We start from the raw sequence: 13,967 nt of genomic DNA, 5'->3' as shown, positions 1-13,967 counted from the left end.
GTTAGGCTTGCTAGCTTTTTGAATAATTTGGAAAATAATCAGGGTATTCATCTACCTAATTAAAAGGGTTTCGTTCTTGCCAAACTACTTTTGGCTCCAAGTAATTAAAAGCTTTTTCAAATGTAAGGTCTGCAATCAAATTGCTGTGTTTTGCAAAACCGTACATTTCTTGTGGTTTAGCACCAATGGAACTCTTGATTTCCAAAGCGGTTCTTGCAAAGATTATTTTTTCAAAACCTTTATTTATGGAATAAGCAACCATGTCGTAAAGCATATTCAAATACACCATTTTTTTACGTTGAATGCTTTCATCGTATCCCAAAAAATAAGTATCCATGATTGTTCCGTTTTCAACCAATGTATTAAACCCAATCAGTTTTTCATCCATGAAATAGCCAAAAAAAAGGAACTTGTCTTTCAATAATTCTTTAAAGACTCGAAAGTGGTTTTTGGTAAGAAAAAAAGTATTGAAATAGGCATTTTTAGCTACATGATGATACATATTGTAAATAGTGTCTTCGTATTTAATTATGTCTTCCAAATTCATCTTTCTTTTTTCGATGCCTTCGGATTTTTTCCTCGCCCGCTTGTATTGGTCACGATATTTTTTAGACAAAGCATTGATATAATCTTGCTCTGTTTTCCATTGGTTAGGAATATCAAATACCATACTGGGTTGAGTCGTAAATTGAAAATATTGTAGAAAGCCAGCTTGCCGAAATGATGTCACTTCCTCGTTTTCAAAATCTTTAAAAGTGGTAATATGTACTTTTAGTCCTTTGTTCTTAAAAATTGTTTTCAATCTTCCAGAAGCCATTTTTAAGGTTTTCAATGCTTCGATTTTATCTGTTTCATCCAAAAAAGAAAAGGCATTCTGACCTGTGAACATATTGTTTCCAATAATCAGAATATGTGAAATAAGGTTTTTGAAAACAGTATTTCGAATAGCTGTTGTTATGCACTTATCTCTATTCCCTAAAGATTCTAATTGATTTAAATTCAAAAATTGCGAAAGTGCAATGCCAACCAATTCATCTTCCTGGTAAATCCCAATAAAATGGCAGACCATGTTGGCTGGAGCCGATTTTTCGAGAACTTCGAGGTATGGTGTAGTCAAAAATACATTTTTGGTACTCAATGAATCCCATTCTAAAGGCAAGTCGGTTACATTGGTGAATATCTTGAAAGAATAAGTTGTTTTCAATTTTTTTGAGGTGTTTTTTTAATCAAAATTATCCTTTTTGTTGGTATTAATTTACAAACTCAAATTTACCATCTGTAAACGTTGAATTTCTTTTCCCTCTGGCCATTTCATCATTAAAACTCCAAAAGGCTTTGACCTTCCCATCTTTTGTATTTATGATCAGGCTAATTACATAACCATTTTTTTCTACCCAGTTCAGGAAATGCAAGTTATCTGTCAATTTCTCATAGCTTATTTTTTCATCTCCTTCGGCAACTATACCTTTACTGTTAGTTGTCTTCCAGTGCATCGTACTGTCTGAAATGTAGTTTGTTTCTACCTTCATTTTAGGAAATGTTGTAATTCCTTTTTTGCCTATTAAAGCGTAGTCTGATTTTGTGTATACCAATTCTTTTGTTGGATTTTTTGCAATGCAGTTTATTGCTACAACAAGACGTAAAAAATATTCCGCTTAAAATTATGATGGTTCCTAATTTTCTCATGTTTAAATTTTGTGTAATTCTTATTCGCAAAAAGTCATTTGCATTGCATTCATTCTGCCACCATACACTTTTAATTTTGCATAATCTGTTTCTAATTCGTTCAAATCAGTTGCCGTTAATTGAACGTCTAATGCCCCAAAATTCTCATTTAAATGTGGAATGTTTCTTGTGCCGGGAATGGGAACAATGAATGATTTTTGTGCCATTAACCATGCCAAAGCAACTTGAGAAGAAGTTGCATTTTTCTTTGATGCAAGACGGTTGAGTAAATTTACAATTGGCATATTTGAAGCCAGGTTGTCAGAATTGAAACGGTCAAATGCTGAACGTAAATCTAACTTGCTGTCAAATGAAGTCTGGGCATTTAGTTTACCTGTTAAATAACCCATTCCTAAAGGGCCCCATGGAACAAAGCCAATTCCCAATTCTTCACAAACTGCTAAAACACCGTTTTTCTCAACACTTCTTTCCATAAAAGAATATTCAGATTGTATGGCTGAAATTGGTTGTACAGAATGTGCTTTACGAATGGTTTTTGTACTTGCTTCGGACAAGCCAAAGTGCAAAACTTTTCCTTCTTTGATTAAGTCTTTTACCGCTCCTGCAACGTCTTCTATTGGTACATTTGGGTCAACCCTATGTTGATAATAAAGGTCAATCCTGTCAGTCCTCAATCGCCTCAATGATTCTTCAACTACTTTCCTGATATGGTCTGGCTTGCTGTTTAAAGCGATATTCGGGCCACCAATTTCAAAGCCAAACTTCGATGCAATAGATACTTTATCTCTAAATGGTGCTAATGCTTCGCCTACTAATTGTTCATTTGTATATGGACCATATACTTCGGCGGTGTCAAAAAACGTAACACCTTTTTCATAGGCTTCACGGATTGTTTTGATGCCTTGTTTCTTATCTGCTGCTGCACCATAGTTTGCACTAATGCTCATACAGCCAGCTCCCAAAGCTGAGACTTCTAATTTTCCTAATTTTCTTTTTTTTAAATTATCTCCTTTTCCTTTGTTATGCCTGATCTCGGTTTGATTGGCGGATTCAGCTAACAAATTGGTGGCAAAAAGCAAACCTATTCCTGGAATGGCAGATTGTTGAAGGAACCCTCGTCTTGAACTCTCTCCTTTTTTTTCAGAAGAATTATTTTCCATATCCTTAATGTTTTGATTACAAAACAAAGGTAGACACAGGCAAAATAAACAGAAGGTAGATATTACTACAAAAAAGGAAACAAATTACTGATTGGGTTACATTCGTTCCATAGCAGATTGTTTGTCTAATACCTTAAGTCGATATTCTTTTGGGGTGAGATTGACTTGTTTTTTAAAAAACCTGGCAAAGTAGTTTGGATATTCAAAGCCTAATTCGTAAGCAATTTCTGTATTGTTTAAATCGGTTCTTTTTTCAAGCATTTCTTTTGCTTTCGTGATTACAAATTCGTGAATGTTTTCAATAGGAGATTTTTGGGTAAAGTGTTTGATGATGTCGCCAAAATAGTTTGGTGTTAAGCCTAATTTATCAGCAAAAAATTGAACATTTGGTGATTGACTTACCGGTGCATTGTAATAATCTTTCAGGCTTTGTTGAAAATCTGTTACGATACGGTTGTAATGTTTTGGGTCGGCAGAAAATTGTCTTTTATAAAATGCTTCTACCAATGATATTAATACATTTACATAAGAAAGAAGTACGCCATAATTTTGTTTATCCTGGTTATAATATTTTATCATTAAACCGTATAAGGTGCTAATTTCCTCTAATTCGCTTTCAGTTAAAAACAGAGCTTCGTGCAGTCCATAGTCCAAATAATTTTTAAACAAAAAACGATTTTCTTCAATAATTTTTTTAGAAAGTTGCAAATACATTCCCGAAAATGTGGGTTCAATATCCCAACCTCCCACCATTTCCGGACTGTTGAAAAATACCGCAGTAATAGGTTTAGCGTTCGGTGTTGTTTTATCTGTAAAATTTATTTTAAAAGAAACTCTGTAGAAATCAATCATTACAGGGTCCGACTTTAGAAGCATAGTCGCCGGTTCGTAATACCCAATGTCAATATCATTATCTAACGGTTTTGACACCCCTAAATATTCATTGTAAGTTTTGAAGTCTTTAAATAATTTCATTCCACAAAGTTAGAAATTTCTGATTAGTATTTATTCATAAGAAAGTGACAAAGATAATTCACGATAAGCCCTTGCTTGCTCTTGTAATTCCGTTATTTTCCTTTCCACTTCTGCCAAACAGTCTGCACCTGCCATCCAACGTTTTGGCGGTGTATCTTCATTGGTAATTTTAAGTAATGCTGTGGCAAATTTTACCGGGTCGCCACCTTGTTTGCCGTTCCTATATTCCCAATTTGGGCGAAGCATTGCCAAACGTTCTGCATAGTCTGCTATTTCGATTTCTGACCATTGTATGGACGAAGTTCCCAATAGCTCTGTTCTAAAAAAGCCTGGCTCTACAATAGTTGTATTTATGCCAAATGGTGCGACTTCCATTTGTAAGGATTCCATAAAACCTTCTAATCCAAATTTGGAAGCGGCATAAGCCGTACAAAGTTCATAACCCACCAAAGCGGCAGTAGATGTAATGGTGATGATATGCCCTGATTTATTTTTTCTCATCAATGGTAAAATCGCCCGTGTAACATTCATAGGTCCAAACAAGTTTGTTGCAATTTGTTGTTCCACCTGATTTTGACTCAATCCTTCAAAGAAACCTGCATAGAAGTTTCCTGCATTGTTCACGAGCACATCAATTGTTCCGAATTTTTCAATGGCCGAATTTACAACCGCAATTATTTCATTTGTTTTAGTAACGTCCATTTGTACTACCAACAAATTATCGGTTGTATTATTGATTGCTTTTGATATTTTGTTGGCATCTCTGCCTGTTGCAACCACCTTATTGCCTTCCGCAAGTGCTGTTTTTGCTACTTCCAATCCAAGTCCGCTACCTGCACCTGTTATTAGATAAATTTTACTTTTTGCCATTTTTTAATTTTTATTTGCGAGTCACAAATGTAAAAACTGCTAAAAAAAGTAAGAGAAACATTCCACTATAAAAAAGGAAACAAATTACTGATTGTAGTGTGTTTTTGTCTGCATGTTCTTGTTGGTAAGATGTAGGTGGGGCAATAGATGTACTTAGCGTTCCACTAACGTACAAAAGTTTAATAGAAGCACAAAAGCTGAAGTTTGTACTTCAGCCCTTCTTCTGCAAATACCTTGTAAGCGGCAGTAGTTTCCCGCCCACAAGAAAGCCACTCCCAAAAATGAGAATGGCTTTTGTCTGCCTGTAAATGAAGTCTGTCAGAATTTTCCGTTGTTGTTTTTCCAGGTTTCTTTTGGTGCTATGGGTTCAATAACGTCCCAATGTTCAGCGATTTTACCATTTTCTACACGGAATAAATCGTAGAAAGAATTGTGGCTTTTTCCGAAATGTCCTTCGCTTACAACCAATACAAAATTTCCTTCTCCAAGCACTCTGTGGATTTTGTCGTATTTCAGAAAGATGCCTTGTTTGCCAAGTGCTTCGAGTGTCTTACCAAGTCCTGAAAGTTGGTCTGGAATGGCTGGATTGTGTTGAATGTAGTTGTCGCCATCAAAGTAGCCGGCTAACTTCTCCATTTTCCCATTCACTAAAATGTCGTCCACAAAACTTCTGACCAAAGTTTTGTTTGCTTCTGTTTTGTCAAGGTCTTTGAGTTCAGTTGCTCCGTCAATCATTGTATGTCCACTTGGATTTGGCATTGCCGTTTCTTGCAAATTGTCCCAATGTTCTACAATTTTACCATCTTCAAACCGGAAAATGTCAAAGCCGGTTTTAGGGCCGAAAAAATCATAGTCCGTATGAGTGAAAACAAAATCTCCGTCCTGAAAGGCACGGACTGTATTGACTTTTGCAGAGTTGGGTGGTAAAGCCTGCAATAGTGCCCCAAAGCCCGCAAGTCCGTCTGCCGCACCTAAATTGTGCTGAATGTATTTGTTTGGATTAATGTATCCGATGGGTTCTGCCGCCCCTGTTTCAATTGCTTTCAGCAGGCTTACTACTTGTTGTTTGTTTTCCATTTTTACTGTTTTTTTTGTTTTAGAAATTGACTTGTTTTGTGCGTTTGCCGTCGACAATCCAAGTCCTGAAATTATCGTTGCAGCTAAAATTATTTTGTTCATTTTGCTTTGTTTTTAATTACAATGCAAAGGTGCTACAAACGGTAAAAATGGAAAAGGTAAGAATAAGCCTTTGAGTGATACTTTTACGCCAGGGTATTTTTTTCTCTAAATTCGCTTGGCGTAAGTGTCGAGTGTTTTTTGAAGTATTTGATGAAATTGGTAGGCTCTTCAAAGCCCAGGTTATAGGCAATTTCCTTTACGCTCTCGGTAGTGTGAGCTAAAATTCTTTTGGCTTCTAAAAGTACCCGGTCGTCAATGAGTTCTTTAGGCGATTTGCCCAAAATCTTTGCAGTGGCCTGGTTCAGGCGTTTTTCGGTAATGATTATTTGTTTGGCGTAGTAATTGACTTGCTTTTGATTTTTATAATCAGTTTCCAAAAGGTCTTTAAAGAGCATGACGTAATCAAGGTCTGCACCTTTTTTTATTTCGGTAAAGTTTTGTTTGCGTCTTTCTCTTTCCGAATGAAGCAAGAAATTATGCAGTAAGTTTTGTAAAATGTCGGCTTGGGAATTGTCTTTGATGCCTTGAAGTTCGTCCGTCATTTGTTGGAGCAGATCCGAAAATAATTTTGATTGCTTTTGGGCTTGAATTTGAGAAACTGAAAACAAGTCATTGAACAGAATACTGTTTCGTAAAAACTTATGGTCGGCTTCAGTCTTGCAGAAAAAACTGTCGGTAAACAAAATGGCTTTTCCTCCGAATTTGCTTTTGTCATCAAAACGTTGAACGATGTCTTTATTTAAAAACAATAAGGTGTTGGACTTAATTTTAATTGGTTTGAAGTCAACCAAATGCGTTGGGCTACCCTGCTGAAACCAAATGATGTGGTAAAAGTCTGTCCTGTGTGTTGTGGTTAAAGTGCCTTTGAACTCTTTGTATAATCTTGCGATGTCCACAATTTCAAATTCCTGCGGAAGTCCTGTCTTGAAGTCGTATTTTATGATGTCTGTTGTCATCTGCAGGGTGTTGGCACAATTAACAATAAAGTTTTCCGGCCTGGCAAAGACAGGGATTTAATGCACCATTGCTCAAGTAAACACTAATGCCAAATATAAGCACAAATGTCGAATTGAGCAATGTCGCCCCGCTTTTGCCAAACCGATGTTGTGGGCATAACTATTTTGTTAATGCTATTTGTCCCGTTTGTAATAGGCTACAATACTTGCTTTTGCAAGCGTATTATTCCAGAGATAAAAACCAACAACAGCAGGATTAATGTTTCCGTCAAGTCCTAATTTGTCAGTTTTTAACGCATGAACCGTTATGATGTACTGATGAAAACCGTGGCCAACAGGTGGGCAAGGACCTCCAAAACCATTAATTCCGTAGTCTGTTTTGCTTTGTATGGCTCCTTTAGGTGCTAAATTAAGTTTAACATTGCCTGCGTTTGTCACTAACTCGTTTATGTCCGATGGAATATCAAATACAACCCAATGCCAAAACCCACTTCCCGTAGGTGCATCAGGGTCATACATTGTAATAGCAAAACTTTCTGTCCCTTCGGGTGCATTTTTCCAGGATAGTTGAGGCGATAGGTTGTCTCCCGAACATCCAAACCCGTTGAACTCTTGCATTTTAGTGGTTTCTCCGCCCAAATCCTTACTTGATAAAGTAAATGTCTTCTGCCCGAAAAGTGCCGTTGAGAAAATCAGGGACAGCCCTAAAATTAAATTTGTTTTTTTCATTTTATTACGATTTTAAATGTCAGACAAAATTAGGCTGTTCGATTCAGAATTAATTCAGGAGGACGTTCAAAAACTGTCGCCAAAAGCTCAATTTTTATGATGCTGTTTGGGTGTGATCCCGTATTTCGATTTATAAGCCTGAGTAAAGCTCGATAAATTCTCGTAACCAACTTCAAGATAAATCTCGGACGATTTTTTCTGCTCCTGGTTAAGCAAATAATGTGCGTGTTCCAGTCTTTTATTTTGAAGCCACCTGACAGGCGATTCAGAGTAGTGTTTTTCAAATTCCCGCTTGAATGTAGAGATACTCATATTACACAAAAACGCCAATTCCTTTAATGTCAGCTTACTCAGTTGATTGCTTTCAATGGTCCGGATGAATTTTTGCGTAGTATCGTCACTGTTTACTGTCAGCGAGTATAGGAACTCAGTTCCGTATATTTCTGTAATATAGAGCATTATCTCTTCAAACTTCACTTCCAGCAATTTCTTCTGTATCTTCCTTGAAAGTTTGGAAATATCCAGCAAGCTGTTTACAAAGCGTTGGATAAATTCATCGTATCCGAATGAGTAAACGGATTTATATTCGGTTGATCCGGTTTTAGGCAGTTCGGCTTTCCGCATGAATTTTAACAGGACTTCATTAGTAAAGAACAGAAGTATACTTCTATAATTTTTGATGTCTGAGAGTTTTTCGGTCATCAGGCAATGTCCTGACTTCATGATGAGAAATCTGGAATTGTCGATTGATAAAGTTGAGTTGTCAAAAACAACTTCTTTATGCCCCTCAGTTAAAAAACTAAATGTATTTTGATTCAGAATAATTTGCTGTTTAGCAATTTCTTTTGAGCTGCGGTAGTCAAAAACCTGAACGGATTGTAAATCATCTGAAATTAATTCGTCGGGTAGTGTAATTGTTTTCATTCACATCTTTTATTCGTTTTTATACACTTTTGTGAAGTAATAACCAAAACTCCCAAATGTACGAAATTTTGTCATGCTTCTTGTATTGTTCTGTACTATTCGCGTCGTAACCCTTATTTAACGTTTTTTATGCCCGTCAATATCGCTTAAGTCAACAGTATTAACCCGTGAATAGTAGCGGCAAGGATGAAATGGTAAAGGCCGTTTCTTTCGGAAGAGACAGCTTTTTTATTGACACCGGGTGATGCTTAATGGCATGATGTTTGCCATTTTTTCTGTTGCAATGTTTTCTTAATAAGAATTTTTAAATGGAAGAATCCGGTAAGTGGGATTGGAAAATCAGCCCTGTTCAAAAGTGGTATGATTTCAACTGGCAGGAATTTGTACGTTATCGCGGACTTATCCGCCGGTTTGTGAAGCGTGACCTGCTGAGCAACTACCATCAGACGATTATGGGTTCTTTCTGGCTGGTTTTACAGCCCCTGCTCACCACGCTGGTTTTTGTCCTTATTTTCGGAAACATCATGAAGATTTCCACCGACGGGTTTCCATCCCTGCTGTTTTATTTAACGGGAAACATCATCTGGGGCTTCTTCTCAGATTGTTTCAACGGCTCCATGTATTCCTTCAGACATAACCTACATATTTTCAAAAAGATATACTTTCCCCGGCTCATTATTCCGGTCAGTGTGGTCATGACCCATGCTTTCAGGCTCCTGATCCAGTTTGTTCTTTTGTTTGCCATCAGTTTTTACTATTTGTGGACAGGCGACCAGGTGGAACTGACCTGGAGGATATTCCTGTTTCCTGTATTATTTTTACTGACGGCCTGTTTTGCGATGGGTCTGGGGCTGCTGGTGAGCACTTTTTCAGTCAAGTACAAAGACCTGGAAAATTTCATGCAGTATTTTTTAAGGCTTTATATGTTTGCCACGCCTATCGTTTATCCGAGTTCTATCGTTAGCGAAAAATATAAGGTATTGTTCTGGCTGAATCCGCTGACTCCCCTGGTCGAAACCTTTAAGTCAGGGTTTTCAGAGCAGACAGAGCTGAATTATCCGGCTTTGGGTATTGCTGTTCTGGTCATTGCAGTCATTTTTACTTCAGGTGTGGTATTGTTTAAGAAGCGTGAACTTAAAGTGATGGATTATTTATGAAAGCCGGGAAATTGGTTATCAGGGCCGAGGGCATTGCCAAGTCTTACCGGCTGGGCATCACAGGGGCCGGGTCATTTAAAAAAGACCTGCAAGACTGGTGGCATGCCTTTTTCAGTTCAGGTAAAAAAGGCGGTGAACACCAGGATAATGATGCTTTCTGGGCTTTAAAAGACATCACTTTTGATATCAGGGAAGGTGAAGTGGTGGGTTTTATTGGGAAAAACGGTTCGGGGAAATCGACCCTGCTGAAACTGATTTCCAGGATTTATCCACCTACAGAAGGCGTCATCAAAGGCAGGGGAAAGGTAGTCAGTCTGCTGGAAGTCGGGACAGGTTTTCATGAAGAACTCACAGGCAGGGAGAATATTTATCTTAACGGGGAAATTCTGGGCATGACCACCAGCCAGATCAACGATTGTTATAAGGATATCGTTGCTTTTTCGGGAGTGGAGAAGTTCATTGATACACCCGTAAAGCGTTATTCCAGCGGTATGTATGTCAGGCTTGCTTTTGCCGTGGCAGCTCATATTGATCCTGATATCCTGATCATTGACGAAGTGCTGGCGGTCGGCGACGCCGGGTTCCAGGAAAAATGCCTGGCTAAAATCCAGGAAATAGCTTCAAAAGGAGACAAAACCATCATTTTTGTCAGTCACGATATGAATACCGTCAGGCGTCTTTGCAACCGGGTCATGTACCTCAGCGAGGGCAGCATCATAGCCGACGGCCCGCCTGACGCCGTGATTCAGAAATATCTGAAGAAAGAACAGATCGATTATTTTCTGCAGGAATATGATTCTCCGGAGCAGGCTCCAGGAAACGACCGTATCAGGATAAAAAAGGCCCAGATCATTCCTCCGGCGGAACCGTCAGGCAAGGATTCATCATTTGTCATCAAGGCTTCATTCTGGCTGACGAAACCGGCCACCCGGCTTTCTTTAACCATACTCGTCTACAATTTTATGGGGGATTGTATCCTCAACCTGGATTCTGAAACCGCTGGATTTGATACAGGATTGATAGAAGCCCGGAGTGTTCTGCCTGCCGGCTTTCTTAACCCGTCTTCGTATTATGTCACGCTGATATTTTCAGACGGACCTGATCAGCTATTCGAGTTTCCTGTTTGTCTTTCATTTGATGTGGCGGGGCATACGGAATCATTTTCAAGGGCAAAGGGCCTGGTTAATCCCGGCTTCCCTTTATTATTAAAACAGGCATCAATCGCATGAAAGAATTTCAACCTTATAAAATCCTGAATATCCGCCTGGAAGAAGATTATCCCACCGGAACTTTCCTGCAAAATGCTTTGCTGGTTTTCTGGTGGAAGAAAGTACCTCTGGGGCACCTCTGGCTCAGGGAAGAACCTGAAGGGAAAGCGGCAAAGTCTCTTTTCTGGGGAGCTATAAAGAAGGCCGTTACGCATCACAACCGGGTAAACGGAGTGCTGGATTCGGAAGAACTCGCAGACCTTGAAAATATAGATTTAAGAGAAGCCCGGCCTGTTTTTGAAAGGTTGTTCAGAGAAGGTAAAAAGACATCTGCTGTTGAAAAGATACCTTTGTCGGTGGTGATCTGCACCAGGAACAGGCCCGAAGCCATCAGGATTTGTCTTGACTCACTTCAGAAGTCTTCCGATAAGGATTTTGAGCTTATTGTGGTGGATAATGCTCCGGACGACGACCGGACACAACAGGTTATTGCCGGTTATCCAGAGGTAAAATACATCAGGGAACCCCGGAAAGGACTTGACATAGCCCGGAACACCGGGGCCAGGAATGCTTCACATGCTTTGATTGCTTACACTGACGATGACGTCGTGATCCATGAAGATTGGGTAAGTACCGTTAAAACGGCTTTTGATGACCCCATGACGATGGCCGTCACCGGATTGATTCTGCCGGTAGCCGTCCGGACGGAATCACAATATATTTTTGAAAAATACTGGGGATTTAACAGGGGATATGTGCCTCTGACCTTTGATCACCGCTACTTCTTATCGCACCAGGCCTTCGGGGCCCCGGTCTGGGATGTGGGGGCGGGAGCCAATATGGCGTTCCGCCGCGAGGTTTTTGATCTTGCCGGATGGTTTGACGAGCGACTGGACGTCGGGGCAGCAGGATGCAGCGGAGATTCTGAATTCTGGTACCGCGTACTGGCAGAGGGATGGAACTGCCGCTACGATCCGCAGGTATTCGTACATCACCAGCACCGCGAAACCCACAAGGATTTGCATCACCAGATATTCTCCTACATGCGGGGCAATGTTTGCTCCCTTCTGATCCAGCATGAGAAATACGGTCACGAGGGCAACCTGAAGAGACTTTACAAGGCCTTGCCTGAATATTATCTGAAAAAATTCTTTAAACTGATCCGCCATCCTAATGATCCCGCCAATCAGACACTATGGTCTGAAATCAAGGGTTGTTTTTCAGGATGGAGATACTATCAGAAGCATAAAAATATCGCCCAGCCGTCACCGCTGCGGCTTGATCCGTCTTTGCAAGACAAGGCAAAAGTGAATCCCGGAGCCCTGGTATCCGTGGTGATTCCCTGCTATAACCAGGGTAAATTTCTCAGGGAAGCTATTCAGAGCGTAAGAGCCCAGAGTTATCCTCATCTCGAAATCATTGTGGTAGATGACGGCTCCACTGACGAAACTGCAGAAGTCTGCAAGAATGAAAAAGGCCTGACTTATGTGTATGCCCACCGGGTGGGGGTTTCGGCGGCAAGAAACATCGGAGCGGCCCATGCCCAGGGGGATTTCGTTATCTTTCTCGACGCCGACGACTATCTTTATGCCAACGCCGTTGAACTTCACCTTTATTACTTTAATTATGCCCCGGAATCGGTTTTTGTAGCCGGCAGCTTTGACAGGGTAGATGCGAATAATAAACTTCTGGAGTTTGTAAAGCCCTTGGAGATGCCCGGTGATTTGTATTTATCTCTCTTACAGGGCAATTTTATCGGCATACAGTCCAATGTCATGTACCGGAAAGACGTGTTCTTCAGTTTTCATTTCAACACGCAGCTCAGGCCGTGTGAAGACTATGATCTGCATCTGAACATCACCAGGCATCTGCCCGGGTTTTGTTATCCGGAGAAAATAGCAGCCTACAGGATTCACGAAAGCAATGTTTCCCATCAGAAAACATTAATGCTCGAAACTGCCCTGCAGGTTCTTGAAAGCCAGAAGAAACATAACCTGAACGCTGAGCAGCTGAAGGCCCTTGAAACAGGAAAAGACAACTGGAAAAAATATTATAGTGAAGCAGATAATATGCTGCCTGAGCGGACTCCCCAGTCACCGCCGCAGATTGCCCCGCTTGACCCGGATACAGAAAGGCCGCTGTGGTCGGTGATGATTCCGGCTTACAACTGTTCTCCTTACCTCGAAGAAACCATCCTGAGCGTTCTGGAGCAGGATCAGGGCCCCGAAGCCATGCAGATCGAGGTCATTGACGACGGTAGCACGGATGCGGATGTCGCCGCCATTGTCAGCCGGGTGGGAAAAGGAAGGGTGGGGTATTTTCGCCAGAACAGGAACGTGGGAAGCCTCAGGAATTTCGAAACCTGCATCAACAGGGCAAAAGGACACCGTTTACACATCCTGCATGGGGATGATAAAATTCTGCCGGGTTTTTATGATGAAATATCCGTCTTGTTTGAACAGCACCCGGATGCCGGGGCTGCTTTTACGGATTATTATTATATGAATGAAGAAAGCCGGAGAATGTGGGCTGAAAAGCCAATTACCGATACCCCCGGCATCCTGAAGGACTGGTTGCTGACCATCGCCGGGGGACAGAGGATCCAGCCTCCGGCCATTGTCGTTAAAAGAAGCGTTTATGAGCACCTGGGTAGTTTTTTTGGGGTGCACTATGGCGAAGACTGGGAAATGTGGATCAGGATCGCCGCCCATTATCCGTTTGCCCATTCACCCAAACACCTGGCCCACTACCGTTGCCATACCCAGAACATCACCAGCAGGTCGCTGCTGTCCGGTCAGAACATCCGTGACATTATGCAGGTGATCGACACGGCCCAGCAATATCTGCCTGAAGAGCATAGGAAGGAAATCCGGAAAACAGCCAGGATGCAGTTCGCGGAGTATTTCAGTCAGAAAGCCCACGAGATCTACCATGATTATAAAAGTCCGGAAGCCGCCAGGGTCCAGGTTTACGGAGCCCTCCGGATGCACACCAACAAAGATACCCTCAGGAACTTCACCAAGGTGATGATCAAATCGCTGATCAGGTACAAACAAGGTAAGTAAGTTATTTCTTCAGAATACCCATCCTAAGTCCCGGTTAAAACCGTGGCTTAGGATGGGG

The 13,967-nt window shown here is 40.7% G+C and carries 12 protein-coding genes; 3 read left to right on the top strand and 9 right to left on the bottom strand.

Annotated elements, in window-relative coordinates:
• Positions 1 to 55 precede the first annotated feature (55 nt).
• From GVN16_RS02275 to GVN16_RS02235, 9 genes are all read right to left on the bottom strand, one after another.
• Entirely contained in the window at positions 56 to 1,204 is a 1,149-nt protein-coding gene (locus GVN16_RS02275) for a peptidogalycan biosysnthesis protein (protein WP_166562204.1), read from the bottom strand.
• 46 nt (positions 1,205 to 1,250) lie between these two features.
• Positions 1,251 to 1,592 (bottom strand): MoaF-related domain-containing protein, encoded by a 342-nt coding sequence (locus GVN16_RS02270; RefSeq protein ID WP_409013158.1) that lies wholly within the window; start codon positions 1,590 to 1,592, stop codon positions 1,251 to 1,253.
• A gap of 114 nt (positions 1,593 to 1,706) precedes the next feature.
• On the bottom strand, positions 1,707 to 2,846 hold the full coding sequence (locus GVN16_RS02265) for an aldo/keto reductase (RefSeq protein ID WP_166562202.1): 1,140 nt from the start codon (positions 2,844 to 2,846) through the stop codon (positions 1,707 to 1,709).
• A gap of 96 nt (positions 2,847 to 2,942) precedes the next feature.
• Complete coding sequence (locus GVN16_RS02260) at positions 2,943 to 3,821, bottom strand: AraC family transcriptional regulator (RefSeq protein WP_166562201.1); 879 nt, start codon at positions 3,819 to 3,821, stop codon at positions 2,943 to 2,945.
• A gap of 30 nt (positions 3,822 to 3,851) precedes the next feature.
• Positions 3,852 to 4,691 carry an SDR family NAD(P)-dependent oxidoreductase gene (locus GVN16_RS02255; protein WP_166562200.1) on the bottom strand — a complete coding sequence of 280 codons (840 nt, stop codon included), beginning with the start codon at positions 4,689 to 4,691 and terminating at the stop codon, positions 3,852 to 3,854.
• Positions 4,692 to 5,009: 318 nt separating this feature from the next.
• On the bottom strand, positions 5,010 to 5,870 hold the full coding sequence (locus GVN16_RS02250) for a nuclear transport factor 2 family protein (protein WP_229244006.1): 861 nt from the start codon (positions 5,868 to 5,870) through the stop codon (positions 5,010 to 5,012).
• An 83-nt stretch (positions 5,871 to 5,953) separates the two neighbouring features.
• Positions 5,954 to 6,826, bottom strand: a complete 873-nt coding sequence (locus GVN16_RS02245) for a helix-turn-helix transcriptional regulator (RefSeq protein ID WP_166562199.1) — start codon at positions 6,824 to 6,826, stop codon at positions 5,954 to 5,956.
• A gap of 174 nt (positions 6,827 to 7,000) precedes the next feature.
• The gene (locus tag GVN16_RS02240) at positions 7,001 to 7,555 is read right to left on the bottom strand and encodes a YbhB/YbcL family Raf kinase inhibitor-like protein (protein WP_166562198.1); all 555 of its coding nucleotides are present in this window, start codon (positions 7,553 to 7,555) and stop codon (positions 7,001 to 7,003) included.
• Positions 7,556 to 7,642: 87 nt separating this feature from the next.
• Positions 7,643 to 8,479: an AraC family transcriptional regulator gene (locus GVN16_RS02235; RefSeq protein ID WP_166562197.1), complete on the bottom strand. Its 837-nt coding sequence runs from the start codon at positions 8,477 to 8,479 to the stop codon at positions 7,643 to 7,645.
• 308 nt (positions 8,480 to 8,787) lie between these two features.
• Between GVN16_RS02235 and GVN16_RS02230 the strand changes: the two genes are divergently transcribed.
• Genes GVN16_RS02230 through GVN16_RS02220 form a run of 3 tightly spaced genes read left to right on the top strand, consistent with a single transcriptional unit; the run spans position 8,788 to position 13,909 of the window.
• On the top strand, positions 8,788 to 9,636 hold the full coding sequence (locus GVN16_RS02230) for an ABC transporter permease (protein ID WP_166562196.1): 849 nt from the start codon (positions 8,788 to 8,790) through the stop codon (positions 9,634 to 9,636).
• Complete coding sequence (locus GVN16_RS02225; protein ID WP_166562195.1) at positions 9,633 to 10,865, top strand: polysaccharide ABC transporter ATP-binding protein; 1,233 nt, start codon at positions 9,633 to 9,635, stop codon at positions 10,863 to 10,865. The genes GVN16_RS02230 and GVN16_RS02225 overlap by 4 nt, the downstream gene beginning before the upstream one ends.
• Entirely contained in the window at positions 10,862 to 13,909 is a 3,048-nt protein-coding gene (locus tag GVN16_RS02220) for a glycosyltransferase (RefSeq protein ID WP_166562194.1), read from the top strand. Before GVN16_RS02225 ends, GVN16_RS02220 begins: the two co-directional genes overlap by 4 nt.
• The last annotated feature ends 58 nt before the right edge of the window (positions 13,910 to 13,967 follow it).

It is taken from the genome of Emticicia sp. CRIBPO, from assembly GCF_009905725.1.
Classification (GTDB): Bacteria; Bacteroidota; Bacteroidia; order Cytophagales; family Spirosomataceae; genus Leadbetterella.
Note: the sequence above shows the minus strand (reverse complement) of the source record. Positions and strands in the feature narration are given on the sequence as shown.

Coding starts and splice junctions, on each gene's coding strand:
- GVN16_RS02265 (WP_166562202.1), bottom strand. CDS start 2,846: ATGGAAAATAATTCTTCTGAAAAAAAAGGAGAGAGTTCAAGACGAGGG.
- GVN16_RS02260 (WP_166562201.1), bottom strand. CDS start 3,821: ATGAAATTATTTAAAGACTTCAAAACTTACAATGAATATTTAGGGGTG.
- GVN16_RS02255 (WP_166562200.1), bottom strand. CDS start 4,691: ATGGCAAAAAGTAAAATTTATCTAATAACAGGTGCAGGTAGCGGACTT.
- GVN16_RS02250 (WP_229244006.1), bottom strand. CDS start 5,870: ATGAACAAAATAATTTTAGCTGCAACGATAATTTCAGGACTTGGATTG.
- GVN16_RS02245 (WP_166562199.1), bottom strand. CDS start 6,826: ATGACAACAGACATCATAAAATACGACTTCAAGACAGGACTTCCGCAG.
- GVN16_RS02240 (WP_166562198.1), bottom strand. CDS start 7,555: ATGAAAAAAACAAATTTAATTTTAGGGCTGTCCCTGATTTTCTCAACG.
- GVN16_RS02235 (WP_166562197.1), bottom strand. CDS start 8,479: ATGAAAACAATTACACTACCCGACGAATTAATTTCAGATGATTTACAA.
- GVN16_RS02230 (WP_166562196.1), top strand. CDS start 8,788: ATGGAAGAATCCGGTAAGTGGGATTGGAAAATCAGCCCTGTTCAAAAG.
- GVN16_RS02225 (WP_166562195.1), top strand. CDS start 9,633: ATGAAAGCCGGGAAATTGGTTATCAGGGCCGAGGGCATTGCCAAGTCT.
- GVN16_RS02220 (WP_166562194.1), top strand. CDS start 10,862: ATGAAAGAATTTCAACCTTATAAAATCCTGAATATCCGCCTGGAAGAA.